Raw genomic sequence first — 25,242 nt, 5'->3', positions numbered from 1 at the left:
GGCGGTCAGGGAAGGATCTCACGCACCCTCCAGCCCGCCGTGGTCCGTTGCAGGTGGACGGTGAACCGCTCCACCGTGGACGTGCGGGATTCCGCCACGGTGTCCCCGCTGGACGTCACCGTGCGATAGGGACTGATGGTCAGCTCGACGGGGACAGTGGCCGTCGAGGCATCGGCCTGCTCGATCGCACCGGAGACGGTGGTCTCCAGGCGTAAGCCCTCGAAGCGCAGGCCCTGCGACTCCAACTGCTCCTGCAGGCCGACATCCTCAGCGAAGGCCGGTGAATCCGGAAGGCTGTACACCGCCACGTGCCGGCGATCCAGGGACGTGAGCGCCTCGGTGCGGGCCTGCCCCAGGGCCTCCGCTGCATCGGCGACGTGTTCCATCCCGAGTCCGGTCGTCGCTTCCGGTTCCGGGGAACCGGCCTCGGTCTCCGCCCCGGCCTCCGCCCTGGTCTCCGCCTCGGTCTCCGCCTCGGTCTCCGCGCCGGCCTCCGCCCTGGTCTCCGAGGGAGTCGCGGTGCCGGCGGCGGTGGAGCCGGCCCGGGCTGACGGGTCGGGCCCCGGGACCGCCTCGGAGGCAGCCAGGTACAGGCCCGCCGTCACCGCCACGACGAGGGCGGTGGCCGCTCCCCCGCCCAGCACCCAGCCACGCCGGCCCCACCGTCCGTGTCGCTCACCCTGTCCGCGCGGCCCGCGCCGAGCACGCCGCCCCTGACTTCGGCGCCCGCTGCCGGCTGACCCGGCCTCCCGTCGCCGGGTGGGCAGCTCCATCGCCACGTCCGGTCCCGCCGCAGGGTACAGGTCCACGGGGACCGGGGTGGTCCATCGGTAGCAGGCCATCGCGAAGCGTTCGGCGGTGGGGCGCCGACTAGGGTCCTCCTCCAGGCCGGCCTCGAGGAGCTCGACCACGTCCAGGGGGATGTCCGGCACGATCAGGGGCAGAGGAGCCCGGGAGGACGTGGGGGCCGGCGCGCGTCCGGTGAGCGCGAACCACCCCACGGCGGCCAGTGAGTAGACGTCGGCCGCGGGGTTCAGCCCAGGGCTGTCTCCGCCCGGACGTCCAGCAAGCCCGTCCCGGTCGAGTTCGGGGGCGCCGAACCCCGGCGTCCCCAGACGGCGGCCCGGACCACCCAAGAGCCGGGAGGAGCCCAGGTCGGAGACGGCTGGCCGGCCCATGACCGTGAAGAGGATGTTGCCCGGTGACACGTCACCGTGGACCACGCCGTGCTCGTGGAGAGCCTGCAGTGCCTGGGCGACCGGCACCAGCACGGTGACGACCTGGCCCAGGGGCAGGGGCCCGGCCGCCCGGACGAGGGTGCCCAGCGAACCGCCGGGGTGATACTCACTGAGCAGGCCCGGGCCACGGTCCGTGGCCACCACGCCCAGGGGACGCACCACGTGGTCATGGTGCAGCTCGCCCACGGCCGTCATCTCGATGTCCAGCAGTTCAGCCGCCGCCTCAACCCGGTGGTCCGGGATCTTCAACGCCGCCTCGGCCCCTTCTTCGTCGGCCACCAGCCAGACGGTGGAGCTGCCTCCACGCCCCAGTTCACGCCGGACCTCCCAACCGGGCACCTGCGGCCACGGTGTCGACGGCTCCATCGGGTCTCCTTCCGGTCAGCGCACGTCCTGCTCTGTTCAGCTCTGTGCAGCTCTGTCGTCCATCCTGCCGGTCCCCCGTCACCTCTGCAGCCGTTATCCACAGCCAGCGGGGCCGGGGCTAGAGTGGTGGCATGCCCGTGTCGACCATGCCACCGTTCCGCGTCCTGGGACTCTCCCCGGACACCGTCGACTATCTCTCGGCGTGGGACCTCCAGCAGCAGCTGCACGCCGAGGTGGTCGCCGGATCCTCGAGTGGCTCCGTCCTGTTCCTGGAGCACACCGCCGTCTACACCGCCGGCAAGCGCACCGAGCCCCATGACCTCCCTGACGACGGCTCACCGGTGGTGAACGTGGACCGCGGCGGCAAACTGACCTGGCACGGCCCGGGGCAATTGGTCTGCTATCCGGTGGTGCGCCTGGCCGACCCGGCCGCGGTCAAGGACTACGTCTGGTTCCTCGAGGAGGCCATCATCCGTACCCTGGCCGACCATGGCCTGACGGGTGAGCGGGTCGACGGCCGCTCCGGCGTGTGGATCCTCGGCGATACCGACGGGGACGGCGGGCCCAGGCCGGACCGCAAGATCGCCGCCGTCGGCCTACGGGTCAACCACGGCGTCTCCATGCACGGGTTCGCACTGAACTGCAGCAACTCCCTGGAGCCCTATGAGCACATCATCGCGTGTGGCATCTCCGATGCCGGCTCCACCACCATCTCGGCCGAGACCGGCCGGGCCATCACCCCGGCGGACGTGCTGGAGACGGTCCAGGGGCACTTTGCCGCGCTGGCACCCGGCCACATCGCCCCGGTGCCCCTAGACGTGCCGGCCAGAACCGCGGACGGCAACACCACGACGAAAACCCTTGTGGAAGGATCACCTCTGTGAGCGCATCCCCCGACGGCCGCCGCCTCCTGCGCGTGGAAGCACGCAACGCCGAAGTCCCCGTGGAACGCAAGCCGGATTGGATCAAGGCCAAGGTCGAGATCGGCCCCGAGTACATCGACCTGAAGAACAAGGTGAAGTCCTCCGGGCTGCACACCGTGTGCGAGGAGGCCGGCTGCCCCAACATCTTCGAATGCTGGGAGGACCGCGAGGCGACGTTCCTGATCGGCGGTGACACCTGCACCCGGCGCTGCGGCTTCTGCGACATCGCCACGGGCCGCCCCACCGCGCTGGACCTGGATGAGCCGCGCCGCGTGGCCGAGAACATCCGTGAGATGAACCTGCGCTACACCACCGTCACCGGGGTGGCACGGGACGACCAGAAGGACGGAGCCGCGTGGCTGTACGCGGAGACCATCCGCAAGGTCCACGAACTGAACCCCAACACCGGCATCGAGATCCTGCCCCCGGACTTCGGGGCCGACCCGGATCTCGTCCAGGTGGTCTTCGACGCCCGCCCTGAGGTCTTCGCCCACAACCTGGAGACCGTGCCACGGATCTTCAAGGCCATCCGTCCAGCCTTCACCTATGAGAAGTCCCTGCGGGTGCTGTCCATGGCCAAGGCCGATGGCCTCGTCACCAAGTCCAACCTGATCCTCGGCATGGGCGAGGAGGACGAGGAGATCGACCAGGCCCTCGTGGACCTGCATGAGGCCGGCTGCGACATCATCACGGTGACCCAATACGTCCGGCCCTCGAAGCTGCACCATCCGATCGACCGGTGGGTCAAGCCCGAGGAGTTCGTGCACTGGTCCGAACGCGCCGAGGAGATCGGTTTCGCCGGCGTCATGGCCGGTCCGCTGGTCCGGTCCTCCTACCGCGCCGGCCGCCTGTACGCCACGGCCATGCGCAAGCTGGGCCGTGAGATGCCGTCGAACCTGTCCCACATTGAGGAGTCGGGTACGACGCGCCAAGAGGCAGCGTCGCTGCTCGCGGGCCGGTAGACTGAGGCCACTATGGCCAAGAGCACAGATTCCGCAGCATCCTCCTCCCCCTCGACCCGCGAGAGCCTGAGGGCGGTCAAGACCGCCCAGAAGGAACGTCGCCAACAGGAGAAGATCCGGGCCAAGGGGAACAAGGCCGAGACCAAGGCACGCAAGAAGTCCACGAAGAAGCCGGGCGTCTTCAAGCAGCTCGGCGAGGTCTTCTCCATGACCCGGGCGCACGACCCCAAGGTCGTGCTGTGGATGGCACTCGCCTTCGTCGGCGCCCTGGTCGTCGGCCTGGTCGTCGGTCTGCTGCTGAACAACTGGATCACCTGGCTACTCATCGCGATCCCGTTCGGTCTACTGGCCGCCGTGATCATCATGAACCGGATGGCCGAGCGTGCGGCCTTCGCCCGGATCGACGGACGCCCCGGAGCGGCCGGTGCAGCCCTGTCGACTCTGCGCCGCGGCTGGATCGTCCCGGAGCAGCCGGTGGCGGTCAGCCCGAAGACCCAGGATGCGGTCTTCCGTGCCGTCGGCCGGCCCGGCGTCGTCCTCATCACCGAGGGGCCGACCACCCGCGTCCGCCCGCTGGTGGAGAAGGAACGCAAGAACATGCAGCGCTTCCTGCCGAACGTCCCGATCCAGGTGCTCGCCACCGGGCACGGTGCCGACCAGGTGGAACTGCACGATCTGTCCAAGACGCTCAAGCGGATGAAGAAGACGCTGACCAAGCAGGAGGTCCAGGCCGTCGACAAGCGGCTGAACTCCCTGGGCTCCACCAAGATGCCGATCCCGAAGGGGATCGATCCCTACCGCGCCCGCCCGGACCGCAAGGCCATGCGGGGCCGGTAGCCGGCCTTCGCCACTGAAAGGTCGGCGGCGAGTGCGGTGGCGTGGTCCGCGGCGACCGAGGCCTACATCCGGATCTCGACGGTGCCGGCCAGCCGATCGTGGAGCCCGCGTCCGTCAGTGTCGGTCCGGGCGGGCGGCACCACCAGGCACAGCAGCACGGTGCGCAGGACCACTCGCCACGGCTTGGCCATGGCGCCACCCAGGCGGACCACCTGGATCCGGGCCACGCGCTTGCCGATCGTGGTGCCGAACAGACTCAGCAAGAGCACGTGCATCAGGGCGAAGATCCCGAGCGTCACCAGCGGATTCCCCTCAAACCACACGCCGGAGATGATCATGGCGATGAACCAGTCGATGAGGAGGGCCAGGATGCGCCGGCCCCATCCGGCCATCGACGTGGGACCGTCCTGGGTCAGGCCCAGCCGTTCACCGGGCCAGCGGCCCTGGGCGTTCGGGCGTGCCGTGCCGCCCACCCAGCCGGCCATGTCCCGCCGGGTCACCAGGGGTTCGTCAGGATGCCGTCCGGAGTCGCGTCGCCGCGATCCGGCCGCAGGATCGTCGCCGGAGGGAGGGGGTGTCTGGGGGGTTCGTGCCACGGCTCCACTCTACCGATCCGTGAGGTCATCGGCGTTCCGGCGTACCCACCGGAAGCCTCACCCAGGCCTCTGCCGTCCCAGCGCTCCGCAGAGGCCTGGACGGGCTCCGCGTTACACGCCGGAAACACATCCGACACGATCGGGTTACGGCATCCCGATAAGGTAGAGGCACTAGCCGAACCCCGAGGAGCACACCAGATGTTCAGCACCGCCCAGGAAGTCCTGCAGTACATCCAAGACGAGGACGTCGTCTTCGTGGACGTCCGTTTCACGGACCTGCCAGGCGTTCAGCAGCACTTCAACCTGCCCGCGAAGGCGGTGGACGAGGACTTCTTCGTGAACGGCCAGCTGTTTGACGGCTCCTCGATCCGCGGCTTCCAGGGCATCGCCGAGTCGGACATGCAGTTGATCCCCGACGTGGCCACCGCGTACCTCGACCCCTTCCGGGTGGAGAAGACGCTCGTGATGAGCTTCTCGATCGTCAACCCGCGGACCGGCGAGCCCTACCACCGTGATCCCCGCGGCGTCGCCCAGAAGGCCGAGGAGTACCTGGCCTCCACCGGCATCGCGGACACCGCCAACTTCGCCTCCGAGGCCGAGTTCTTCATCTTCGAGGACGTCCGCTACTCCTCGACGCCCAACCACAGCTTCTACTCCGTCGATTCGGACGAGGCCTGGTGGAACTCGGGTCGTCAGGAGGAGGGCGGCAACCTCGGCCACAAGACCCCGGTCAAGGGCGGCTACTTCCCCGTCTCCCCCGTGGACAAGCAAGCCGACCTGCGGGACGCCATCTGTGTGGCCCTGGACGAGGTCGGCCTCGAGGTCGAGCGTTCCCACCATGAGGTCGGCGCCGCCGGCCAGGCGGAGATCAACTACAAGTTCAACACACTGACTCACGCCGCCGACGACCTGATGAAGTTCAAGTACGTGGTGAAGAACACCGCGGACGCCTTCGGCAAGACTGCCACGTTCATGCCGAAGCCGGTCTTCGGTGACAACGGCTCGGGCATGCACTGCCACCAGTCGCTGTGGAACGCCGGCGAGCCGCTGTTCTACGACGAGAAGGGCTACGCCAACCTCTCGGACACCGCCCGCTGGTACATCGGCGGACTGCTCAAGCACGCCTCCGCGATCCTGGCCTTCACCAACCCCACGGTGAACTCCTACCGCCGTCTGGTGAAGGGCTTCGAGGCCCCCATCAACATGGTGTACTCGCAGGGCAACCGCTCCGCCGCCATCCGCATCCCGATCACCGGCTCCAACCCCAAGGCCAAGCGCCTGGAGTTCCGCGCCCCGGACCCCTCCGGCAACCCCTACCTGGCCTTCGCCGCGCAGCTGATGGCGGGCCTGGACGGCATCCGCAACCGGATCGAGCCGGCCGAGCCGATCGACAAGGACCTCTACGAGCTGCCCGCGGAGGAGGCCGCCACCATCCAGAAGGCCCCCGCCTCCCTGGAAGAGGCCCTGCGCGCGCTCGAGGAGGACCATGAGTTCCTGCTGGCCGGCGACGTCTTCACCGAGGACCTCATCCAGGCCTGGGTCGAGTACAAGCGTGAGAACGAGATCCTCCCGCTCTCCATCCGCCCGAACCCCTACGAGTTCGAGCTCTACTACGGCGTGTGACCGGTCCCGGCCCCCGCGCCGGTGACCACGCGCCTCCCCCTGGCGTGCCCGACGACGGCGCCCGGGTGACCTGCCACGGTCACCCGGGCGCCGTCGTCGTGGGGGGCCGGCCTGCGCCGGCCGACGGGAATAGAACCACCGACAGCACCGCTGTGCCTGGAGGAAGATCCCCGTGAAAGGTGCCCTGTGAGCTATCCGCTGTCCATCCTCGACCTGTCCACCGTCCTGCCCGGGCAGCCCGTCGCAGAGGCCGTGGCCGCCAGCGTCGAATTGGCGCAGCAGGCCGAGGAGCAGGGCTTCCACCGGATCTGGTTCGCCGAGCACCACAACTTTCCCTCCATCGCCTCGTCGGCCACCTCGGTGCTCCTGGCCCACGTGGCGGCCCACACGGACAGGATCCGGCTCGGCTCGGGCGGCATCATGCTGCCGAACCACTCTCCCCTGGTGATCGCCGAACAATTCGGCACCCTGGCGGAGATCCACCCCGGCCGGATCGACCTCGGGCTGGGGCGCGCCCCGGGCACGGACCAGCGCACCATGATGGCCCTGCGCCGCGATCCCTCGGCGGCTGACACCTTTCCCCGGGACATCAAGGAACTGCAGGGCTACCTGCGGGGCGAGTCCCTCATCCCCGGCGTGGACGCCTTCCCGGGGCACGGGACCAATGTCCCGCTCTACATCCTGGGATCCTCGCAGTACGGTGCGCAACTCGCGGCGGCCCTGGGGCTGGGCTATTCCTTCGCCTCGCACTTCGCCCCGCAGATGCTGGAACACGCGGCCACGATCTACCGCGACCGGTTCGAGCCGTCCGAGAGCCTCCCCGAACCGCACTTCATCGCGGCGCTCAACGTCATCGCAGCGGACACCGAGGCCGAGGCGCACGCCCAGCTGGAGATCACCCACCGCCATCGCATCCGCCAGATGCTCGGTCGCGGCCGTGACCTGAGCGAGGACGAGGTCACCATGCTCCTGCACTCCGCCGGCGGCGAGCAGGTGCTCTCCATGATGAAGTACACCGCGGTGGGCACTATCGAGACCGTGAAGGCCTACCTGGATGAGTTCCGTGAGCGCGTCCAGGCCGACGAGCTGATCATCACCAACGCCGCCCCGGACCTGGCGGCCCGGCACCGCACCCTCGAGTTGCTGGGCGAGCACGTCATCGGAGGCTAGGAACCGTAGAAGTGCTTCTCGAAGACCTGCCGGGCCTGGCGGGTGGACCGGAGGTAGTCCTCCTCGAGTTCAGCGGCCTGGCCCAGTTCGCACCCGCACCACCGGGCGATCGCCTCGAGGTCCTGGCGCTTGACCGAGAGCACGTCTGAGGACTTGCCGGACCACACGATGTTGCCGGCGCGCACCCGGGTGGCCAGGTGCCAGGCGCGGTCCAGGACCGCACCGTCCTCCGCCGGGAGGATCCCCTCACGGACGAGGGCCTCCAGGGCCGGTATGGTCCCGGTGGTGCGCAGGGCGGGGTGGTCTGCCGCGTGTTGCAGCTGGAGCGTCTGCACCAGCCACTCCACGTCGGACAGCCCGCCACGGCCGAGCTTGAGATGCCGTGCGGGGTCGGCCCCCCGCGGCAGCCGTTCCGCCTCCACGCGGGCCTTGATCCGGCGGATCTCGCGGATGGCCGCCGGTCCCGGATCACCGGCATAGCGCACGGAGTCCGCCCAGGTGGTGAACTCCTCGGCCAGCTCCGCACTGCCGGCGACCGGCCGGGCCTTCAGCAGGGCCTGCACCTCCCAGATCTCGGCCCAGCGGCGGTAGTACTCGCGGAAGGAGTCCAGGGACCGGGCCAACGGCCCCTGGTTGCCCTCCGGCCGCAGGGCCGCGTCCATCACCAGCGGTCGCTCCCCGAGCACCGGCGGTCTGCACGGCCGGGTCAGCAGAGACATGACCAGCTTGGACAGCTCCACGGCCTGGCGTTGGGCCCCGTCCGGATCGGCACCGTCATGGGGTCGGTGGACGAACAGGACATCCAGGTCAGAGCCGTAGGCGATCTCCCGGCCCCCCTGGCGTCCCATGGCCACGACCAGCAGGTCCGTGAGCTCGACGTTCGGGACCGCGGCCGGGCCCTTCGTCGAGGTGGTCCCGTTCGCGGTGGTGCTGTCCGTGCTGTCCGTGCTGACCGTGCTGTTCGTGCTGACCGTGCTCTGCGTGCTCTCCGAGGTGTCACGGTGGTACGTGCTGCCCGTGCTGTCGGAGACGGCCCCGGGGTCCACCTGACCGCCCGAGCGTCCCGTCCGCTGTCCGGGGTGGCCGAAGAGGGAGTTCTCCGCGACGTGCAGGGCACCCAGCACGGCCGCGCGGTCCGCGTCGGAGAGGGCACGGCCCACGGTGTCCTGGTCCAGCAGTCCGGAGGCATCGGCGATCGCGGTCCGCAGGATCTCGCGCTGACGGATGAGCCGGATCTGGCGGATCGCCTCGTCCGGATCGGGGTGCCGGGACATCTTGGCCTGGATCTCCTGCCACTGCGTCTCGAACGGCATGGGGACCAGCTCGCGGTCCCGTCCCAGCCAGGCGGCGGCCTCCGGCAGGTGCTCCAGCATGTCCGAGATATAGGAGGAGAGCGAGAGGATCTGGCACAGCCGCTCGGCAGCCGCCGAGGAGTCCCGCAGCATGCCCAGGAACCACGGGGAGGAGCCCAGCGATTCCGAGAGCCGGCGGAATCCCAGCAGGCCGCCGTCGGGATTGGGGCCGTTGGCCAGCCAGCCGAGCATCACCGGCAGCAGTTGGCGCTGCAGCGCCGCGCGGCGGGACACCCCGGTGCTGAGGGCCTCGATGTGCTTCACCGCGCCGGCGGGATCCAGGTAGCCGAGGGCGGCGAGGCGCTGGCGCACCGCCTCCGGGGTGAGCTTGGCCTCGTCGGCGGACAGCGCCGCCGTGGTGGACAGCAGCGGCCGGTAGAAGATCTTCTCGTGCAGGGAACGCACCTTCTTGCGGGTCCGCTTCCACAGTGAGGTGAGGGCCGCGGCATCGGAGGGGCCGGCTTCGCCGGGGCCCCGGGCCGCCCGGGCCAGCACCCACAGAGCGTGCGACTTGTCCGGCATGAGGTGGGTCCGGCGCAGGTGGACGAGCTGGATCCGGTGTTCGAGCAGCCTCAGGTACCGGTAGGCGCCGGCGAAGGACTCGGCATCCGAGCGCCCGATGTAGGAGCTGTTCTCCAGGGCGTCGATGGCGTCCAGGGTGTTCCTGACGCGGACGGACTCCTCGGTCTTGCCGTGGACGAGCTGGAGCAGCTGGACAGTGAACTCCACGTCCCGCAGGCCGCCGGCCCCCAGCTTGATCTCCCGGTCCCGGTTCTGATGGGCGATGTTGTCCAGGACACGGCGCCGCATCCGCTGGACGGAGGAGACGAAGCCGTCCCGCTCCGAGCTGGTCCAGACCAGCGGCCAGATCGCGTCGATGTACTCCCGGCCCAGCTCCGGGTCACCGGCGATGGGCCGGGCCTTGAGCAGGGCCTGGAACTCCCAGGTGTGCGCCCAGCGGCGGTAGTACTCCCCATGGGATTCCACCGTGCGGGACAGCACCCCGTCCTTGCCCTCGGGGCGCAGGTTCGCGTCGATCTCCCACAGTCCCTGCTCGGGGGCCGCCGCCGTGGCGTACTTCGAGATCCCGGAGGCCAGGGCCGTGGCGATGGCCGCCGCGTGGTGGTCGTCCTCCAGGGACGAGGCGTGGACGAAGATGACGTCCACGTCCGAGATGTAATTCAGTTCCCGGGCACCGCACTTGCCCATCCCGATGACGGCCAGGTCGACCCGGTCGGCGTCCGGACCGAATTGCTCGACGGCGTCCGCCCGAGAGGCGGCGAGTCCGGCCTCGATCGCGGCGCCGGCCAGATCCGCCAGCCACGCGGAGACCGCGGGCTCCGCCGCCCGTGGGTCCCGGTCAGTCAGGTCCTGGATGGCCAGGGCCGTGAGTTGCCGGCGATAGGCGACCCGCAGGGCCGCGGCCGCCTCCTTGCCGCGGAGCGTGGCCACCGGATGAGCCGCGGTGGCATCCGCCCCGACAGCCTCCAGGAGCAGAGTCCGCACGGGGGCCGGATCCGCCGCGAGGCCCTCGGGACCCAGGACGGGAGCGGTGCGCGCCGCACCGGCCGGGTCCACGAGCAGGTCGATGTGGTCCGGCCGGCGGATGAGGAACTCCCCCAGCGCCTCCGAGGCGCCCAGCAGCCGCGCCACCGCCCGAGCGCGCTCCGGGTCCGCCAGCACCCCGGCGAGGGACGGGGCCCGCTCCAGCAGGCGGATGAGCAGGATCAGGGCCTGATCCGGGTCCGGGGCGTCCGCGAGGATGCGTACGATCTCGCGCTGGTCCAAGGATCCCAGATCCGCGGACGCCAGCAGGTCCCGGGCCCGGGCCCAGTCGGAGAACCCGGCACTGACCAGGGACTTCCGTCCGGGCCCGCTAGGCTCCGATGCCGGAACGATCATGCCGGATCAGAGGATGCCGAGGTTGCGCTGCAGTTCGAACGGCGTGACCTCGACCCGGTACTCGTCCCATTCCTGGCGCTTGTTCCGCAGGAAGTTCTCAAAGACCGTCTCCCCGAGCACCTCGGCCACGAACTCGGAGTCCTCCATGATCCGCAGGGCGTCATGCAGGGTGCCGGGCAGCGAGTGGTGGCCCAGGGCCCGGCGCTCTGTGGAGGTGAGCGCGCTGATGTCCTCGGCTGCCGCCTCCGGCAGCTCGTACTCCTCCTCGATGCCCTTCAGGCCGGCGGCCAGGAGGACCGCATAGGTCAGGTACGGATTGGCCGAGGCGTCGATGCCGCGGTACTCGACCCGGGCCGAGCCGGCCTTGTCCGGCTTGTACAGGGGGACGCGGACCAGGGCGGACCGGTTGTTGTGGCCCCAGGACACGAAGGACGGGGCCTCCCCGCCACCCCAGAGGCGCTTGTACGAGTTCACGAACTGGTTGGTGATGGCCGTGATCTCCATGCTGTGGTGCAGCAGCCCCGCGATGAACCGGCGCCCCGTGGTGGAGAGGTGGAACTCCGCACTGGGCTCGAAGAAGGCATTCGAATCGCCCTCGAAGAGGGAGAAGTGGGTGTGCATCCCGGAGCCGGCGTGCTGGCCGAACGGCTTCGGCATGAAGGTCGCGTAGTTGCCCTGGAGCTGGGCGACCTCCTTGATCACGGTGCGGAACGTCATGATGTTGTCGGCCGTCTGCAGCGCATCCGCGTAGCGCAGGTCGATCTCATTCTGGCCGGGACCGGACTCGTGGTGGCTGAACTCCACGGAGATGCCGATCGCCTCGAGCATATTGACCGCGTGGCGGCGGAAGTCCGTGGCGACGCCGCCGGGCTCATGGTCGAAATACCCGGCCTGGTCCACCGGGATGGGCTGGCCGTCCGGTCCGGGTTCCTTGGACTGGAGGAGGTAGAACTCGATCTCGGGGTGCGTGTAGAACGTGAAGCCCATGTCAGCGGCGCGGGACAGCTGACGTCGCAGCACCTGGCGGGGATCGGCCGCGGAGGGCTCTCCGTCCGGGGTGAGCACATCACAGAACATCCGTGAGGTGGGCTCGTCCTCTCCGCGCCACGGCAGGATCTGGAACGTCGAGGGGTCCGGCTGCAGCAGCATGTCCGACTCGAAGATCCGGGTGTAGCCGTCGATCGAGGACCCGTCGAAGCCGAGCCCCTCGGCGAAGGCCCCCTCGACCTCGGCCGGGGCCAAGGCAACCGACTTCAGCGTGCCCGTCACGTCGGTGAACCACAGTCGCACGAAGCGCACGTCCCGGTCCTCTATGGTCCTGAGGACAAACTCCTGTTGGCGATCCATGTCTCTGGCGGCCTCCTGTCGGATCGGGCGAATGGTCCCACTGTAGTGTGCCGGGCCCGGTCAGCGCCGAAAGACGGGCCGCTAGACTGCGGCCATGGCTGAGAATGAAACCGCGCCCTACGCCGCACCGGCTCCCGCCCGCTACCGCACCGTCCACCTGCAGAAGGCCAAGGATGAGGGCCGGCGCTTCGCGATGCTCACGGCGTACGACTTCCAGATGGCCCGGGTCTTCGACGACGCCGGCATCGAGACGATCCTCGTGGGAGACTCGGCGGCCAACACCATGATGGGTCATGCCACCACCCTGCCGATCACGCTCGACGAGATGATCGTCTACGCCGGCTCCGTGGTCCGCGGCACCCGGCACGCCATGGTGCTGTGCGACCTGCCCTTCGGCTCCTACGAGCTGTCCCCACAGCAGGCGACCGAGAGCGCCATCCGGCTCGTCAAGGAGGCGGGAATCCACGCCGTGAAGATGGAGGGCGGCGTCCGTTACGCCGAGCACGTGCGCATGATGACGGACGCCGGGGTCCCGGTGATGGCCCACATCGGCTTCACCCCGCAGGCCGAGAACGTCCTGGGTGGATACCGGGTGCAGGGCCGCACCGAGGGCGCGGCCGAGGCCATGGTGCGGGAGGCGACGGTACTGCAGGACGCCGGTGCCTTCGCCGTGCTGATGGAGATGGTCCCCTCGGACATCGCCCGCCAGGTGGACGAGGCGCTGCGCGTGCCCACCGTCGGCATCGGGGCCGGACCCTCCACCACCGGCCAGGTGCTGGTGTGGCAGGACATGCTCGGCCTGCGGACCGGGAAGATGCCGCGTTTCGTGAAGCAATACGCGGACCTGCACTCGGTGGTCTCAGCAGCGGTCACCGACTACCGCCGGGACGTCCTGGAGGGCACGTTCCCGGCCGCCGAGCACGGCTTCGAGTCCTGACCGGGCCGGCCTAGCCCTCCTCGTCCTCCGCGTCATCCCAGCGCTCGTTGTTCGCCTGCACCTGGGCGATGGCGCCCTCGGCCTCCGCTCGGGACTGGTAGGGCCCCAGCAGCTTCGACCAGTCGGACTGCGGGCCTTCCTCGACCTGCTTCGTGACGACGTTGTACCAGTATTCACTCATAGGCCCACCCTAGCGGCGATCCGCGCTACACCTCCGGCACTGGCCGGCCCTCGGATCACGTCGGCGCCAGGACCGGGGGCCCCGGCCGGCCCACCCGGTGGCCCCGGCGGCGATAGGATCGAGTCATGTCCCACAGCCCTCAGACGAACACCCGTCCCGCCCCGACCGCCCCGGCTCCCTCGGCGCCCTCGACCAGCCACAACGGCCCGGCCCCGGAGGGCCCGCTGCGAGGCGAATCGGGGTCCAAGGCACCGGTGGGCACCCTGACGCCGGGCGTCGTCGGCCCCGCCCTTCCCGTTCCAGCGCACATCGAGCGGCCGGAGTACGTGGGGCGAACGACGGCGGACGAGGGCAACGGCTCCGACGTCTACGACGCCGAGGGGATCGCGAAGATCCGCGCTGCCGGCCGCATCGCCGCCCAGGCGATGGAGGAGGCCGCCCGGCACATCGCCCCGGGCGTCACCACGGCAGAACTGGACCGGATCGCCCACGAGTTCATCTGCGATCACGGTGCCTACCCGTCCTGCCTGGGCTACAAGGGATTCCCCAAGGCCATCTGCACCTCCCTGAACGAGGTGATCTGCCACGGCATCCCGGATGACACCGTCCTGGAGGACGGAGACATCATCAACCTCGACATCACCGCCTACCTGGACGGGCACCACGGGGACCACAACATGACCTACCTGGTCGGCACCGTGGACGAGGAGTCCCGGCTGCTGGTGGAGCGCACCCACGAGGCCATGATGCGCGGCATCAAGGCCGTCCGGCCCGGCCGCGAGATCAATGTCATCGGCCGCGCCATCGAGTCCTACGCCAAACGATTCGGCTACGGGGTGGTCCGGGACTTCATCGGCCACGGCGTGGGCCGTGAGTTCCACTCCGGGCTCGTCATCCCCCACTTCGATGCCGCCCCCGCACACAACACCGTCATGGTCCCCGGCATGGTCTTCACCATCGAGCCGATGATCACCCTCGGCACCATCCGCTGGGACCAGTGGGACGATGACTGGACGGTGGTCACCCGGGACCGCCAACGCACCGCACAGTTCGAGCACACCCTCGTGGTCACGGACGACGGCGCGGAGGTCCTGACGCTTCCCTGACCACCCCGCCCCACCCCCCTGATCCCCGATCCCCGATCCCCATCCTTCTGGAGCGCAGCATGGCGAAGAAGTCCACTGGCCCCTCCCACGGCCTGCACACCGCCCTCGGCATCGACATCGGCGGGACCGGCATGAAGGGCGGCATCGTCCAGCTCGGCCACGGCAAGAAGTCCGGCCGCCTGCTCGGGGACCGCTTCCGAATCCCGACGCCGCAGCCTGCCAGCCCGGACGCCGTCGCCGACGTCTTGGCCCAGATAGCCGCGGAACTGGACGCCCGGGAGGGCGCGCCGGCCCCGGGGTTCCCCGTGGGGGTGGATTTCCCGGCGGTCATCCAGGACGGGATCTGCCGCACGGCCACGAACATCGACCCCTCCTGGATCGGCACGGATGTGGACGGCCTCTTCTCCAAGCGCCTGGGGCGGCCGGTGAGAACCCTGAACGACGCCGACGCCGCCGGGCTCGCCGAGGTCCGGTTCGGCGCGGGCCGGGGCGTGCAAGGCACGGTGCTGGTCATCACCCTCGGCACCGGCATCGGGTCCGGTCTGTTCCGCGACGGCGGGCTCGTCCCCAACCTCGAGCTGGGCACGATCGAACTGGACGGCATCATGGCCGAGACCCGGGCCTCCGCCGCGGCACGCGAACGCGACGGGATCGACTGGCCGGAGTACGCCGAACGGCTCCAGCGCTACTTCTCCTATGTGGAGGGCATCTTCTCCCCGGACCTCATCATCGTGGGCGGCGGCATCTCCAAGCGTCCCGACGACTACCTGCCCCGCCTGACCCTGCGCACGCCGATCGTCCCCGCGACGCTCAGGAACAACGCCGGGATCGTGGGGACCGCGCTGTGGGCGCTCGAGAACCTGCCAGGAGGCTCTGACTGATGTGGCCGATGGCGGCTCCGGCTTCCCCTCCGGAGCCGCCATCGGCAGTCTCATCGCCCCGTGGGGCCTTCCGCGTCAGCGGGTGAACAACCGCGGCTGCAGGGCCGGGGCCGCGGTGTCCGACGCCGTGCCGGCGGACCGCAGGTCCTCGATGGCGCCGGCGAAGTCGTCCAGTGTGTCGAACGCCTGGTAGACCGAGGCGAACCGGAGATAGGCGACCTGGTCCAGGCGACGCAACGGCTCGAGGATCGCGAGCCCCACCTCGTGGGCGTCCACCTCGGCGTTCCCGGTGGCCCGGATGGTCTCCTCGACCTCCTGCGCCAGCATGGCCAGGTCGTCACCGGTGACCGGACGGCCCTGGCAGGCCTTGCGGACGCCGTTGATGATCTTGGAGCGGTCAAAGGGCTCGGCCACCCCGGACCGCTTGACCACCGTCAGCGCCGTGGTCTCCATGGTGGTGAAGCGCTTCCCACAGGACTGGCACTGCCGGCGACGGCGGATGGCCGAGCCGTCATCCAGCGAGCGGGAGTCCACCACCCGGGAGTCCTCATGACGACAGAAGGGACAGTGCACGACTTCCCCTTCCTCCGACGGTGGACCACCCCATCATAGTCGGACGACCCGCTGAATAACAACCGTGTCATTACCAGATGTAGTGGTGTTCTCCGGTGAGCGACACTACGGAAGGTCCAGACTCGGCGTTCGCTATTCGAGGCACGCCGGTCCCAGCAGGACTTTGAGGTCCCCGAAGAGGGCCGGATTCGGGCTGACCCGGAAGTCGGCGCCGAGCTGCATGATCTCCATGGTCCGCGCCCCCGTCAGCTTGAGCCGGACCTCGGTCGTCCCCGGGTGGGTCTTGAGCACGTCCCCCAGGGCGGAGACCACCGTCTCATTGGCCTTGAAGCCGGGCATGGTCAGCGAGACCGGGCCGGAGTGGCCGTCCGAGAGGTCCGGGATGGTCAACTCCTGCGCACTCAGGGAGATCGACCCGTCGTCGCGCCGCTGGACGCGGCCCTTGACGGCCACCACGAGGTCCTGGGCCAGCATCGTGGCGATCGGCGCATAGGCCTTGCCGAAGAACATGACGTCCATCGAGGCGCCCAGGTCCTCGATCTCCGTGCGCGCGTAGGCGTTGCCGGAGCTCTTGGCGATGCGCCGCTCGAGGCTCGTGATGAGCCCGGCGATGGTGACCATCGCGCCGTCGGACGGGCCGTCGTCGGACAGGATGTGGGTGATGGAGATGTCCGCGTGCTGGGCGAGCACGCCGTCCAGCCCCTGCAGGGGGTGGTCGGAGACGTAGAGACCGAGCATCTCGCGCTCGAAGGTGAGCTTGTCGTTCTTGTCCCACTCCGGCATGTCCGGGACCTCGATCCCGAAGCCGGCGTCGCCGACGTCGCCCCCCTCGTCCTCCAGCAGGGAGAAGAAGTCGAACTGGTTGTTGGCCTCCTGGCGCTTCTGCGCCACGGCCCCGTCCGTGGCCTCCTCGTGCACGGCCAGCAGGGCCCGGCGGGCGTAGCCGAGCGAGTCGAAGCCGCCCGCCTTGATGAGGGACTCGATGGTGCGCTTGTTGCACACGACGGCCGGGACCTTCTTGAAGAAGTCCTGGAACGAGGAGAACTTCCCCTTCTCCTCCCGGGCGGAGACTATCCCGGCCACGGCGTTGGATCCCACGTTGCGCACCGCGCCCATGCCGAAGCGGATGTCCTTGCCCACCGAGGTGAAGTATAGCGAGGACTCGTTCACGTCCGGCGGCAGCACCGAGATGCCCATGTGGCGGCACTCGTTGAGGTACATCGCCATCTTGTCCTTGTCATCCCCCACGGAGGTGAGCAGGGCGGCCATGTACTCGGCCGGATAGTGCGCCTTGAGGTACGCGGTCCAGTAGGACACCAGGCCGTAGGCGGCCGAGTGCGCCTTGTTGAAGGCGTAGTCCGAGAACGGCAGCAGGATGTCCCAGAGGGCCTTGACGGCGGCCTCCGAGTACCCGTGGTCCACCATGCCCTGGTGGAAGCCCACGTACTGCTTGTCCAGCTCGGACTTCTTCTTCTTGCCCATCGCGCGGCGCAGGATGTCCGCCTGCCCCAGAGAGAAGCCGGCCACCTTCTGGGCGATGGCCATGACCTGCTCCTGATACACGATCAAGCCGTAGGTCGTGCCCAGGATCTCCGCGAGGGGTTCCTCGAGCTCCGGATGGATCGGGGTGATCTCCTGCTGGCCGTTCTTGCGCAGGGCGTAGTTGGTGTGCGAATTCGCGCCCATGGGCCCCGGGCGGTACAGCGCGATGGTGGCGGAGATGTCCTCGAAGTTGTCCGGCTTCATCATCTTCAGCAGCGATCGCATGGGGCCGCCGTCGAGCTGGAACACGCCCAGGGTGTCGCCCCGGGCCAGCAGCTCATAGGACGCCTGGTCGTCGAACGTCAGGGATTCCAGATCCAGGGTGAAGTCCTGGTTCATCTGGATGTTCTCGATCGCGTCCGAGATGATCGTCAGGTTCCTCAGGCCGAGGAAGTCCATCTTGATCAACCCCAGGCCCTCCGCGGTGGGGTAGTCGAACTGGGTGATCACCTGGCCGTCCTGCAGGCGGCGCATGATCGGGATGACGTCGATGATCGGCTCCGAGGACATGATCACGCCCGCGGCGTGCACGCCCCACTGCCGCTTCAGACCCTCGACGCCCTTGGCCGTCTCGAAGACCTTGGCCGCGTCCGGATCGGTCGCGACGAGCTCGCGGAACTCACCGGCCTCGCCGTACCGCTGCGCCTTCTTGTCCTCGATGTCCTTGAGCGGGATGTCCTTGGCCATGACGGCCGGCGGCAGCGCCTTGGTCAGGGACTCACCCATGGAGAAGGGGAAGCCCATCACGCGCGCCGAGTCCTTGAGGGCCTGCTTCGTCTTGATGGTGCCGTAGGTGACGATCATGGAGACCCGCTCGTCACCGTATTTCTCGGTGACGTAGTCGATCACCTCGGAGCGGCGGCGATCATCGAAGTCCACGTCGAAGTCGGGCATGGAGACGCGGTCCGGGTTGAGGAAGCGCTCGAAGATCAGTCCGTGCTCCAGCGGGTCTAGCTCGGTGATCTTCAGCGCGTAGGCGACCATGGAGCCGGCACCCGAGCCACGTCCCGGGCCCACGCGGATGCCGTTGTTCTTGGCCCAGTTGATGAAGTCGGCCACCACGAGGAAGTAGCCCGGGAAGCCCATCGAGAGGATGACGTCCAGCTCGTAGTCGGCCTGCTTGCGCACGTGGGACGGAACGCCGTTGGGGTACCGGAACTGCAACCCGGTGGCGACCTCCTTCGTCAGCCACGTGGTCTCGTCCTCCCCCGGCGGGCAGGGGAACTTCGGCATGTAGTTCGCCTGGGTGTCGAAGGAGACCTCGCACTGCTCGGCGATCAGCAGCGTGTTGTCACAGGCCTGCGGGAACTCGGAGAACAGGTCCCGCATCTGCCGCGGGGACTTCACGTAGTACTCGGTGCCGGACAGGGCGAAGCGGGAACCGCCCTGGTCGTAGGTGGGCTCGAGCAGGTTGGACCCGGACTGGATGGCCAGCAGCGCCTCGTGGGGCTTGGAGTCGTGCTCGTGGGTGTAGTGCAGGTCATTGGACGCCACGAGCGGGATGTTCAGGTCCTTGGACAGCTTGAGCAGGTCCTTAATGACCCGCTTCTCGATGTCCAGGCCGTGCATCATCAGCTCGCAGTAGAAGTTCTCGCGGCCGAAGATGTCCTGGAACTCGGCGGCGGCCTCGCGGGCCTCGTTGTACTGGCCCAGCCGCAGCCGCGTCTGGATCTCGCCCGAGGGGCAGCCGGTGGTGCCGATCAGGCCTTCGGAGTAGGTGGAGAGCAGCTCCCGGTCGATGCGGGGCCATTTCGCGTAGACCGAGTCCAGGGAGGCGATCGAGCCGGCCCGGAACAGGTTGTGCATGCCCTTGTTGTTCTTGGACAGCAGGGTCATGTGCGTGATGGCGCCACCGCCGGAGACGTCGTCCCCGCGCTGGTGCTGCTCGCCCCATCGGACCTTCGTCTTGTCCGAGCGGTGCAGCTGCCCGGGGGTCAGGTAGGCCTCGAGCCCGATGATCGGCTTGACGCCGGCATCGGTGGCCTTCTTCCAGAAGTCGAAGGCCCCGAAGAGGTAGCCGTGGTCGGTGATGGCGATGGAGTCCATGCCCAGCCGCTTCGTCTCGTCGAAGAGCTCGCTGAGTTTGGCCGCGCCATCCAGCATCGAGTACTCGGTGTGGACGTGGAGGTGGGCGAACCCGCCGTCCTTCTTCGTCGCAGCTGCTTCCTGTGCCAAATCCGTGGTGGCCGTCATGCTCCGCACTTCCCTACTGCCCTGCTTGCTACCCTGCTGCTGTTCGTCCTGACCGCGCGTCGCTGAGTTCATGCCGATCGCGTCGATCATCCAGATTAGTTACTCCCCGCGCAACACGCCCAAGGCATAGAGGAGGTCCTGCGGGTAGGGGCTCTCGTAGTCCACCCACTCCCCGGTCACGGGATGGGAGAACCCGAGCCGGTGGGCGTGCAGCCACTGCCGTGTCAGCCCCAATTCCGTGGCCAGCCGTGGATCGGCACCGTAGGTCAGGTCCCCCGCACAGGGGTGGCGCAGTGCCGAGAAGTGCACGCGGATCTGATGCGTCCGCCCGGTCTCGAGCTTCACCTCCACCAGGGTCGCCCGGCCGAAGGCCTCGAGGGTCTGGTACCGGGTGACGGAGTCTCGGCCGCCCTCGAGCACGGCGAACTTCCAGTCGTGCCCGGGGTGGCGCCCGATCGGGGCGTCGATGGTCCCGTTCAGGGGATCCGGCAACCCCTGCACCACCGCGTGGTACGTCTTCTCCGGGGTGCGGTCACGGAAGGCGTCCTTGAGCACGGTGTAGGCGCGCTCGGACTTGGCCACCACCATGATCCCGGACGTTCCCACGTCCAGCCGGTGCACGATCCCCTGGCGTTCCGGCGCACCGGACGTCGAGATGCGGTAACCGGCCCCGGCCAGTCCCCCGACGACGGTGGGACCCACCCAGCCCGGGGATGGGTGGGCGGCCACGCCGACCGGCTTGTCCACCACCACGTAGTCCGGATCGTCCGCCAGGATTCTCAGGTCCTCCACGATCTCCACCTTCACTTCGAGCGGGTTCGGTTCCTCCGGGATGTCCACCACGAGCTCGGTGCCCGCAGCGACCTTGGCGGATTTCTGTACGGCCCGTGCCCGCCCCGCCGTCCCGGCGGCCCGTTCGGCCACGAGACCGGACGCACACCAGGCCGCCGCCTTCGTGCGCGAGATCCCGAGGGCCGCGGCCAGGACCGCGTCAACCCTCCGGCCCACCTCGTGTTCCTGGGGCACGACGACGGCCTCACCGGGTTCAGGAGTCTGCGTCACGGCCCTGCCCGGCGGTGTTCCCGGTCTCGGCTGTCCCCGCGCCGCCGCTCTTCTCGGCGATCTCGCGGGTACCGTCGAGCTGCAGTCCCCTGAACATCAGCAGGACGATGCCGATCATCGAGCAGACGATCAACGAGTCCGCGATGTTGAAGATGGCGAAATTCGGCAGGGCGATGAAGTCGACCACGTGCCCCACGCCGAAGCCCGGCGGCCTGAACAGGCGGTCGGTCAGGTTCCCCAGGACTCCGCCCAGCAGCCCCCCCAGGGCCACGGCCCACAGGGTCGAGCGGACCCGGAACAGCAGGACCACCACGACGATGGCCACCGCAGACTGGATGATGGTGAAGATCCAGGTGTGTTCCTCGCCGATGGAGAACGCGGCACCCGGATTGCGGATGAAGTGCCACCGGAGCACTGGAGCCAGGACGTCGGTGACCTGCCCCTCGGTCATGGTGGTCTCGACCCAGCGCTTGGTGAGCTGATCGAGGACGTACCCCACGGCGAACACTAGGACGGCGATCCACGCACGGTGACGCTTCGGGACCCCAGCGGTGGTGTCCTCTGGACCGGCGGGGCGGCTGGGCTCGATGTCGGTCACGCGGTGGCGTCCTTCGCTGCTGTCCGGGGTGGTCCGGTGATGGACTGGGATGGTGGTCGGGAACAGAAGCGGGCCGGCCATGGTGGTCCACCATGGCCGGCCCGGATCTGTGTCAGTGGGGACGACGCGCGTCCGGCCCGGGAGGCCGGGTCGCGGGGTCAGTTCGAGGCGGTGGCCTCGTCCTGGATCGGCCCCTGGTTCTGCAGGTCGCGAAGCTGGCCCTCGATGTAGGCCTTCAGGCGGGCGCGGTAGTCGCGCTCGAAGCCCTTGAGCTGCTCCACCTTGCGCTCCAGCACCGACTTCTTCTCCTCGAGGTCGGCCAGCGTCTTCCGGGACTTCTCCTGCGCGTCATTGACCAGCCCGTTGGCCTCGGTCTGGGCCTCCAGGATGATCTCCTCGCGCTTGGTCTGGCCCTCGGCCACGTAATCGTCATGGAGCTTCTGGGCCATGGCCAGCACGCCAGCGGCGGACGTGGCCGTGGACTCCGGCGCGCCGCCAACAGGCGTGGCGGCGGCGGCCGGGGCGGGCTCGGAGACGATCGGCTCGGCGGCGGCGGCCGGGACGGCAGCACCAGCGGCCGGCGCCGCGGTGGCCGGGGCAACCGCCGGAGCGTCCTCGACCTGGGCGGACTCGGTGGTGTCCGTGGAGTCCACGGTCTCCGGGGCAGAGCCGGCCTTGACCTGGGCGTCCTGGTCCTCGGCGGCCTCCGCCGACACCGGAGCCGGAACGGCGGACTCCCCGCTCCCGCCGGACTGCAGGTCCGAGACCTTGCGGCGCAGCTCGTCGTTCTCCTGGTTCAGGCGACGCAGTTCGACCACGATCTCGTCCAGGAAGTCGTCAACCTCGTCCTGGTCGTAGCCTTCCCGAAATTTCGTCGGCTGGAACCGCTTGTTGACAACATCTTCCGGCGTCAGAGCCATGTGGTCACCCCAATACGTATTTGGTCTGCCCTCGAGGGGCAACGGTCTTCTTGTGGTCACCGCATGCTGTTCCGCATGCCGGGGCCACACTATTCTTCAGGCTACCATCAGCCCAACGTGCCCACGGCAAGGGCGGCGACGATGGACTTCAGCAGGACGACGACGACGAAGAGGATCAAGAACGCCACATCGATGCCGATTCCGCCGAGATTCACCGGCGGAATCTTGGACCGGAGCCAGCGCAGGGGCGGGTCGGTGACGGTGTACACGGTGGACGCCACCATCAGCAGGATGCCCTTCGGCCGCCAGGAGCGCGCGAAGGACTGCACCACGTCGAAGACGATCCGGATCAGCAGCAGGAACTGAACCAGCGCCAGGACAAGGTAGAGAAGGGAGAAGATCAGGGTCACGGCAGCCTATTCCACACCGTCATGGTCCCGGCAGGGAAGCCCTGCCGGTGCGGTGTCAGCTCTGGTTGAAGAAGTGGGCCTGGTCTTCGGTCTCCGAGGAGTCCTCGCCCAGGACCTGAACGGTGGACGGCGTCAGCAGGAACACCTTGTTGGTGACGCGCTCGATGGAACCGTGCAGGCCGAACACCAGGCCGGCGGAGAAGTCCACCAGACGCTTGGCATCGGCCTCGCTCATGTCCGTCACGTTCATGATGACCGGGATACCCCCGCGGAAGGACTCGCCGATGAGCTTGGCGTCGTTGTAGGAACGCGGGTGCACGGTGGTGATCTGTCGCACGGCAGAGGCTTCTTCCCGGGACTGGGTGGCCCGCTTGATGGGGGTGACGGGTGCGCGGTACTCGCGCTCGGCCGGCTGGGAGTGCGCCGCACGCATCGGCTGGGGGCGGTCCTCCCGGGCCTCGTCCTCCCAGTCGTCGGCCGGCTCAGCGGTCTCGACGGCGGCGTGACGCTCGGCCCGCTCCTGCCGGCGGGGCTGTTCGGCCGCCCGCTGCTCTTCCTCGTACTGCTCCTCGCCATCGGCGAGCCCGAGGTAGATCATGGTCTTCTTCAATGCACCAGCCATCGAACATCCTCACCGTGTGGAATCCGCCCGGCCTGCTCCGGGCCCTGCGTCGTCCGCCGTCGAAGCAGACATCTTCGAGGTTAACCCACGTCGGGGCGCGGCCCGAGGACATCAGTGCCGATCCGAAGGTGTGTCGCTCCGGCCGCCACGGCCTGCTCCAGGTCCTGGCTCATACCCGCCGAGATCCAGGTGGCCTCCGGATGTACTGCCGATATCCCTGAAGAGATCTGCCGGAGGAGGTGGAAGGCCGGCGCGGGGTCAAGCCCCACCGGTGCCACCGCCATGACACCCCGGAGCCTCAGGCCCTCCGCCCGGGAGATAGCGTCCGCCAACGCCGGCACCTCCTCGGGAGGGGCGCCACCCCGCGACCCGATCCCCGGGGGGCGGTCCGCGGCGGCCCGGTCATCCAGGTCCACCTGGATCAGGCAGTCCATCGGCGGTCGCATCGGCTCCCCCGCCTCACCGCGTCGCCCCTGCTCCCGGGCCATTGCCGAGGAGAGGGCCTCCACGAGGGAGACACGGTCCACCGAATGCACTGCCGAGGCGTATCTCACCACGTATTTGGCTTTGTTCGACTGCAATTGGCCGATGAAGTGCCATTCGAGTCCGGCCTCGGCCAGCTCGGCGACCTCGGCGGCCTTGCCCCGGGCCTCCTGGTCACGGTTCTCGCCGACGTGGCGCACCCCGCAGGAGTACAGTCGGCGCACGTCGGCCGCCGGATGGAACTTGGTGACGACCACCAGGTCCGGGGTGTCCTGTCGCCCCGCCGCATCGACCGCCGCGGCGATCCGACGGCGCACCTCAGCCAGGCGTCGCCCCAGGTCCGCCGTGCGCTCATCCTGCGGGTCATCCGTGTCCGTCATACCGGTGTCCTCATCCTCCATTACCGTCATTGCCGTCATTGCCGTCATGACCTTCACTACCGGCGCAGCCGTCCCGCCGACGGGTGCCCTGCCCCTCCTCATGCCGCCACACCAGCCCGATGAAGCGTCCCCGGCCGGGATCACGCCGATGCGAGAAGAGACGCGGATCCTCCCGGGTGCAAACCGGGCTGCGGTGCACCGTGACGCCGAGCGATTCCAGCACGGACTGGGCTCCTGCCGGCAGGTCCAGCGCCGGAGTCCCCCACGTGGTCGTGGAGTGGGTGGCGGGGATCCGCGCGGCACCGTCCAGGCGCATCTGCCCGGGCACCTCGTAGCACCGGCCGCAGATGGCCGGCCCGATCCAGGCCTGGATGTCTCCCGGTTCATGACCGGAGCCCTCGCGCCGCATCCGCTCCACCGTGTTCTGCAGGATGCCGTCGAGCAGGCCCCGCCGGCCGGCATGCGCGACCGCCGTCGGGCCGGTCAGGGGGCCCGCGTCACCCGCTCCCGGCACGGACGCCGCGGCCCGGCCGCCCCTGCCCACGGCCATCGCCGCAGGCGACTCTCCCGAGCGGCGGGACACGAACACCACGGGCAGGCAGTCCGCCACCATGATGGCCAGCGGATCCCGGCCTGTCGGGCTCACCAGGGCGTCAGCCTCCGCCGCAACGGGCGATTCATCCCAGCCGCGGCCGGCGGCCGGCACCACCCGCGCCGAGTGCACCTGTGTGAGATATTCGGTGCGTCCGGCCGGGACGCCCAGAGCCGCCTCGACTCCGCGGCGGGACGCCCGGACCCGTTCGCCGTGGTCCCCCGCGCCGTCGTCGCCTCCAGCGGTGTTGCCGTCACCCGTGCTGTCGCTGTTGTCCTGGGCGCCCGCAGCAGGGGCACCGCTGACATGGAAGGCGAGATTGCCGGCGTCGACACCGGTGAAGGCCACCTCGAGCCCGGAACCGGGATGGGCCCGGAACAGAAACGGACCGGCCGGGGCCGCTTGGGCCCCGGCCGGTCGCCGGATGTCGATCACGATGCCTCCGG

22 protein-coding genes are annotated in these 25,242 nt (G+C 69.0%); 8 read left to right on the top strand and 14 right to left on the bottom strand.

Going from position 1 to position 25,242, the window contains the following annotated elements; all coding sequences use genetic code 11:
• Positions 1 to 5: 5 nt before the first annotated feature.
• Complete coding sequence (locus AB0333_RS02965; RefSeq protein ID WP_366217278.1) at positions 6 to 1,604, bottom strand: serine/threonine-protein kinase; 1,599 nt, start codon at positions 1,602 to 1,604, stop codon at positions 6 to 8.
• Positions 1,605 to 1,735: 131 nt separating this feature from the next.
• On the opposite strand from AB0333_RS02965, the gene lipB reads away from it, so the two are divergent.
• Genes lipB through AB0333_RS02950 form a run of 3 tightly spaced genes read left to right on the top strand, consistent with a single transcriptional unit; the run spans position 1,736 to position 4,326 of the window.
• A complete protein-coding gene (gene lipB / locus AB0333_RS02960; RefSeq protein ID WP_366217277.1) occupies positions 1,736 to 2,488 on the top strand; it encodes a lipoyl(octanoyl) transferase LipB in 753 nt (250 codons plus the stop codon).
• Complete coding sequence (gene lipA / locus AB0333_RS02955) at positions 2,485 to 3,489, top strand: lipoyl synthase (protein WP_366217276.1); 1,005 nt, start codon at positions 2,485 to 2,487, stop codon at positions 3,487 to 3,489. Before lipB ends, lipA begins: the two co-directional genes overlap by 4 nt.
• 12 nt (positions 3,490 to 3,501) lie before the next feature.
• Positions 3,502 to 4,326 carry a DUF4191 domain-containing protein gene (locus AB0333_RS02950; protein ID WP_366217275.1) on the top strand — a complete coding sequence of 275 codons (825 nt, stop codon included), beginning with the start codon at positions 3,502 to 3,504 and terminating at the stop codon, positions 4,324 to 4,326.
• A gap of 62 nt (positions 4,327 to 4,388) precedes the next feature.
• Here AB0333_RS02950 and AB0333_RS02945 read toward each other — a convergent pair whose 3' ends face one another.
• Positions 4,389 to 4,922, bottom strand: a complete 534-nt coding sequence (locus AB0333_RS02945; protein WP_366217274.1) for an RDD family protein — start codon at positions 4,920 to 4,922, stop codon at positions 4,389 to 4,391.
• Between the two features lie 198 nt (positions 4,923 to 5,120).
• Here AB0333_RS02945 and glnA (AB0333_RS02940) point away from each other — a divergent pair, with 198 nt between their 5' ends.
• Both glnA (AB0333_RS02940) and AB0333_RS02935 read left to right on the top strand, forming a co-directional pair.
• A complete protein-coding gene (gene glnA, locus AB0333_RS02940) occupies positions 5,121 to 6,545 on the top strand; it encodes a type I glutamate--ammonia ligase (RefSeq protein WP_366217273.1) in 1,425 nt (474 codons plus the stop codon).
• A gap of 186 nt (positions 6,546 to 6,731) precedes the next feature.
• Positions 6,732 to 7,715, top strand: a complete 984-nt coding sequence (locus AB0333_RS02935) for an LLM class flavin-dependent oxidoreductase (protein ID WP_366217272.1) — start codon at positions 6,732 to 6,734, stop codon at positions 7,713 to 7,715.
• Here AB0333_RS02935 and AB0333_RS02930 read toward each other — a convergent pair.
• Together AB0333_RS02930 and glnA (AB0333_RS02925) are read right to left on the bottom strand one after the other, a co-directional pair.
• A complete protein-coding gene (locus AB0333_RS02930) occupies positions 7,712 to 10,969 on the bottom strand; it encodes a bifunctional [glutamine synthetase] adenylyltransferase/[glutamine synthetase]-adenylyl-L-tyrosine phosphorylase (protein WP_366217271.1) in 3,258 nt (1,085 codons plus the stop codon). The two genes, AB0333_RS02935 and AB0333_RS02930, sit on opposite strands and share 4 nt — an antisense overlap.
• A 6-nt stretch (positions 10,970 to 10,975) precedes the next feature.
• Entirely contained in the window at positions 10,976 to 12,316 is a 1,341-nt protein-coding gene (glnA, locus tag AB0333_RS02925) for a type I glutamate--ammonia ligase (protein ID WP_366217270.1), read from the bottom strand.
• Positions 12,317 to 12,410: 94 nt separating this feature from the next.
• On the opposite strand from glnA (AB0333_RS02925), the gene panB reads away from it, so the two are divergent.
• Positions 12,411 to 13,253: a 3-methyl-2-oxobutanoate hydroxymethyltransferase gene (gene panB / locus AB0333_RS02920; RefSeq protein ID WP_366217269.1), complete on the top strand. Its 843-nt coding sequence runs from the start codon at positions 12,411 to 12,413 to the stop codon at positions 13,251 to 13,253.
• Between the two features lie 10 nt (positions 13,254 to 13,263).
• Here the strand turns inward: panB and AB0333_RS02915 are convergent, their stop codons facing one another.
• On the bottom strand, positions 13,264 to 13,434 hold the full coding sequence (locus tag AB0333_RS02915) for an SPOR domain-containing protein (protein WP_366217268.1): 171 nt from the start codon (positions 13,432 to 13,434) through the stop codon (positions 13,264 to 13,266).
• 125 nt (positions 13,435 to 13,559) lie between these two features.
• Between AB0333_RS02915 and map the strand changes: the two genes are divergently transcribed.
• Both map and ppgK read left to right on the top strand, forming a co-directional pair.
• Complete coding sequence (gene map, locus AB0333_RS02910; RefSeq protein ID WP_366217267.1) at positions 13,560 to 14,540, top strand: type I methionyl aminopeptidase; 981 nt, start codon at positions 13,560 to 13,562, stop codon at positions 14,538 to 14,540.
• A 59-nt stretch (positions 14,541 to 14,599) separates the two neighbouring features.
• On the top strand, positions 14,600 to 15,421 hold the full coding sequence (gene ppgK, locus AB0333_RS02905; RefSeq protein WP_366217266.1) for a polyphosphate--glucose phosphotransferase: 822 nt from the start codon (positions 14,600 to 14,602) through the stop codon (positions 15,419 to 15,421).
• A gap of 75 nt (positions 15,422 to 15,496) precedes the next feature.
• Here ppgK and nrdR read toward each other — a convergent pair whose 3' ends face one another.
• The 9 genes from nrdR to AB0333_RS02860 form a co-directional block, all read right to left on the bottom strand.
• Positions 15,497 to 15,994 carry a transcriptional regulator NrdR gene (nrdR, locus tag AB0333_RS02900; RefSeq protein ID WP_366217265.1) on the bottom strand — a complete coding sequence of 166 codons (498 nt, stop codon included), beginning with the start codon at positions 15,992 to 15,994 and terminating at the stop codon, positions 15,497 to 15,499.
• Positions 15,995 to 16,126: 132 nt separating this feature from the next.
• Positions 16,127 to 19,729, bottom strand: coding sequence for a DNA polymerase III subunit alpha (dnaE, locus tag AB0333_RS02895; protein WP_366217264.1), 3,603 nt, complete (start codon positions 19,727 to 19,729; stop codon positions 16,127 to 16,129).
• Between the two features lie 99 nt (positions 19,730 to 19,828).
• Positions 19,829 to 20,791, bottom strand: coding sequence for an RluA family pseudouridine synthase (locus AB0333_RS02890; protein ID WP_366217263.1), 963 nt, complete (start codon positions 20,789 to 20,791; stop codon positions 19,829 to 19,831).
• Positions 20,775 to 21,389, bottom strand: coding sequence for a signal peptidase II (gene lspA / locus AB0333_RS02885; RefSeq protein ID WP_366217262.1), 615 nt, complete (start codon positions 21,387 to 21,389; stop codon positions 20,775 to 20,777). The genes AB0333_RS02890 and lspA overlap by 17 nt, the downstream gene beginning before the upstream one ends.
• Positions 21,390 to 21,547: 158 nt before the next feature.
• Complete coding sequence (locus AB0333_RS02880; protein WP_366217261.1) at positions 21,548 to 22,309, bottom strand: DivIVA domain-containing protein; 762 nt, start codon at positions 22,307 to 22,309, stop codon at positions 21,548 to 21,550.
• Positions 22,310 to 22,416: 107 nt separating this feature from the next.
• Positions 22,417 to 22,719 carry a YggT family protein gene (locus AB0333_RS02875; protein WP_115931479.1) on the bottom strand — a complete coding sequence of 101 codons (303 nt, stop codon included), beginning with the start codon at positions 22,717 to 22,719 and terminating at the stop codon, positions 22,417 to 22,419.
• A gap of 55 nt (positions 22,720 to 22,774) precedes the next feature.
• The gene (gene sepF / locus AB0333_RS02870; RefSeq protein WP_366217260.1) at positions 22,775 to 23,341 is read right to left on the bottom strand and encodes a cell division protein SepF; all 567 of its coding nucleotides are present in this window, start codon (positions 23,339 to 23,341) and stop codon (positions 22,775 to 22,777) included.
• Positions 23,342 to 23,421: 80 nt separating this feature from the next.
• On the bottom strand, positions 23,422 to 24,204 hold the full coding sequence (locus AB0333_RS02865; protein ID WP_366217259.1) for a YggS family pyridoxal phosphate-dependent enzyme: 783 nt from the start codon (positions 24,202 to 24,204) through the stop codon (positions 23,422 to 23,424).
• A 10-nt stretch (positions 24,205 to 24,214) separates the two neighbouring features.
• Complete coding sequence (locus AB0333_RS02860; RefSeq protein WP_366217258.1) at positions 24,215 to 25,231, bottom strand: polyphenol oxidase family protein; 1,017 nt, start codon at positions 25,229 to 25,231, stop codon at positions 24,215 to 24,217.
• Positions 25,232 to 25,242: the final 11 nt, after the last annotated feature.

It is taken from the genome of Citricoccus sp. NPDC079358 (assembly GCF_040702545.1).
Taxonomy (GTDB): domain Bacteria; phylum Actinomycetota; class Actinomycetes; order Actinomycetales; family Micrococcaceae; genus Citricoccus.
Note: the sequence above shows the minus strand (reverse complement) of the source record. Positions and strands in the feature narration are given on the sequence as shown.

What these genes read in the sequence shown, in the direction of transcription:
- AB0333_RS02865 (WP_366217259.1), bottom strand. Translation starts at nt 24,204, where the DNA reads ATGACGGACACGGATGACCCGCAGGATGAGCGCACGGCGGACCTGGGG.
- sepF (WP_366217260.1), bottom strand. Translation starts at nt 23,341, where the DNA reads ATGGCTGGTGCATTGAAGAAGACCATGATCTACCTCGGGCTCGCCGAT.
- lipB (WP_366217277.1), top strand. Translation starts at nt 1,736, where the DNA reads ATGCCCGTGTCGACCATGCCACCGTTCCGCGTCCTGGGACTCTCCCCG.
- ppgK (WP_366217266.1), top strand. Translation starts at nt 14,600, where the DNA reads ATGGCGAAGAAGTCCACTGGCCCCTCCCACGGCCTGCACACCGCCCTC.
- glnA (WP_366217270.1), bottom strand. Translation starts at nt 12,316, where the DNA reads ATGGATCGCCAACAGGAGTTTGTCCTCAGGACCATAGAGGACCGGGAC.
- glnA (WP_366217273.1), top strand. Translation starts at nt 5,121, where the DNA reads ATGTTCAGCACCGCCCAGGAAGTCCTGCAGTACATCCAAGACGAGGAC.
- AB0333_RS02915 (WP_366217268.1), bottom strand. Translation starts at nt 13,434, where the DNA reads ATGAGTGAATACTGGTACAACGTCGTCACGAAGCAGGTCGAGGAAGGC.
- AB0333_RS02880 (WP_366217261.1), bottom strand. Translation starts at nt 22,309, where the DNA reads ATGGCTCTGACGCCGGAAGATGTTGTCAACAAGCGGTTCCAGCCGACG.
- AB0333_RS02965 (WP_366217278.1), bottom strand. Translation starts at nt 1,604, where the DNA reads ATGGAGCCGTCGACACCGTGGCCGCAGGTGCCCGGTTGGGAGGTCCGG.
- panB (WP_366217269.1), top strand. Translation starts at nt 12,411, where the DNA reads ATGGCTGAGAATGAAACCGCGCCCTACGCCGCACCGGCTCCCGCCCGC.
- AB0333_RS02930 (WP_366217271.1), bottom strand. Translation starts at nt 10,969, where the DNA reads ATGATCGTTCCGGCATCGGAGCCTAGCGGGCCCGGACGGAAGTCCCTG.
- map (WP_366217267.1), top strand. Translation starts at nt 13,560, where the DNA reads ATGTCCCACAGCCCTCAGACGAACACCCGTCCCGCCCCGACCGCCCCG.
- AB0333_RS02950 (WP_366217275.1), top strand. Translation starts at nt 3,502, where the DNA reads ATGGCCAAGAGCACAGATTCCGCAGCATCCTCCTCCCCCTCGACCCGC.
- dnaE (WP_366217264.1), bottom strand. Translation starts at nt 19,729, where the DNA reads ATGACGGCCACCACGGATTTGGCACAGGAAGCAGCTGCGACGAAGAAG.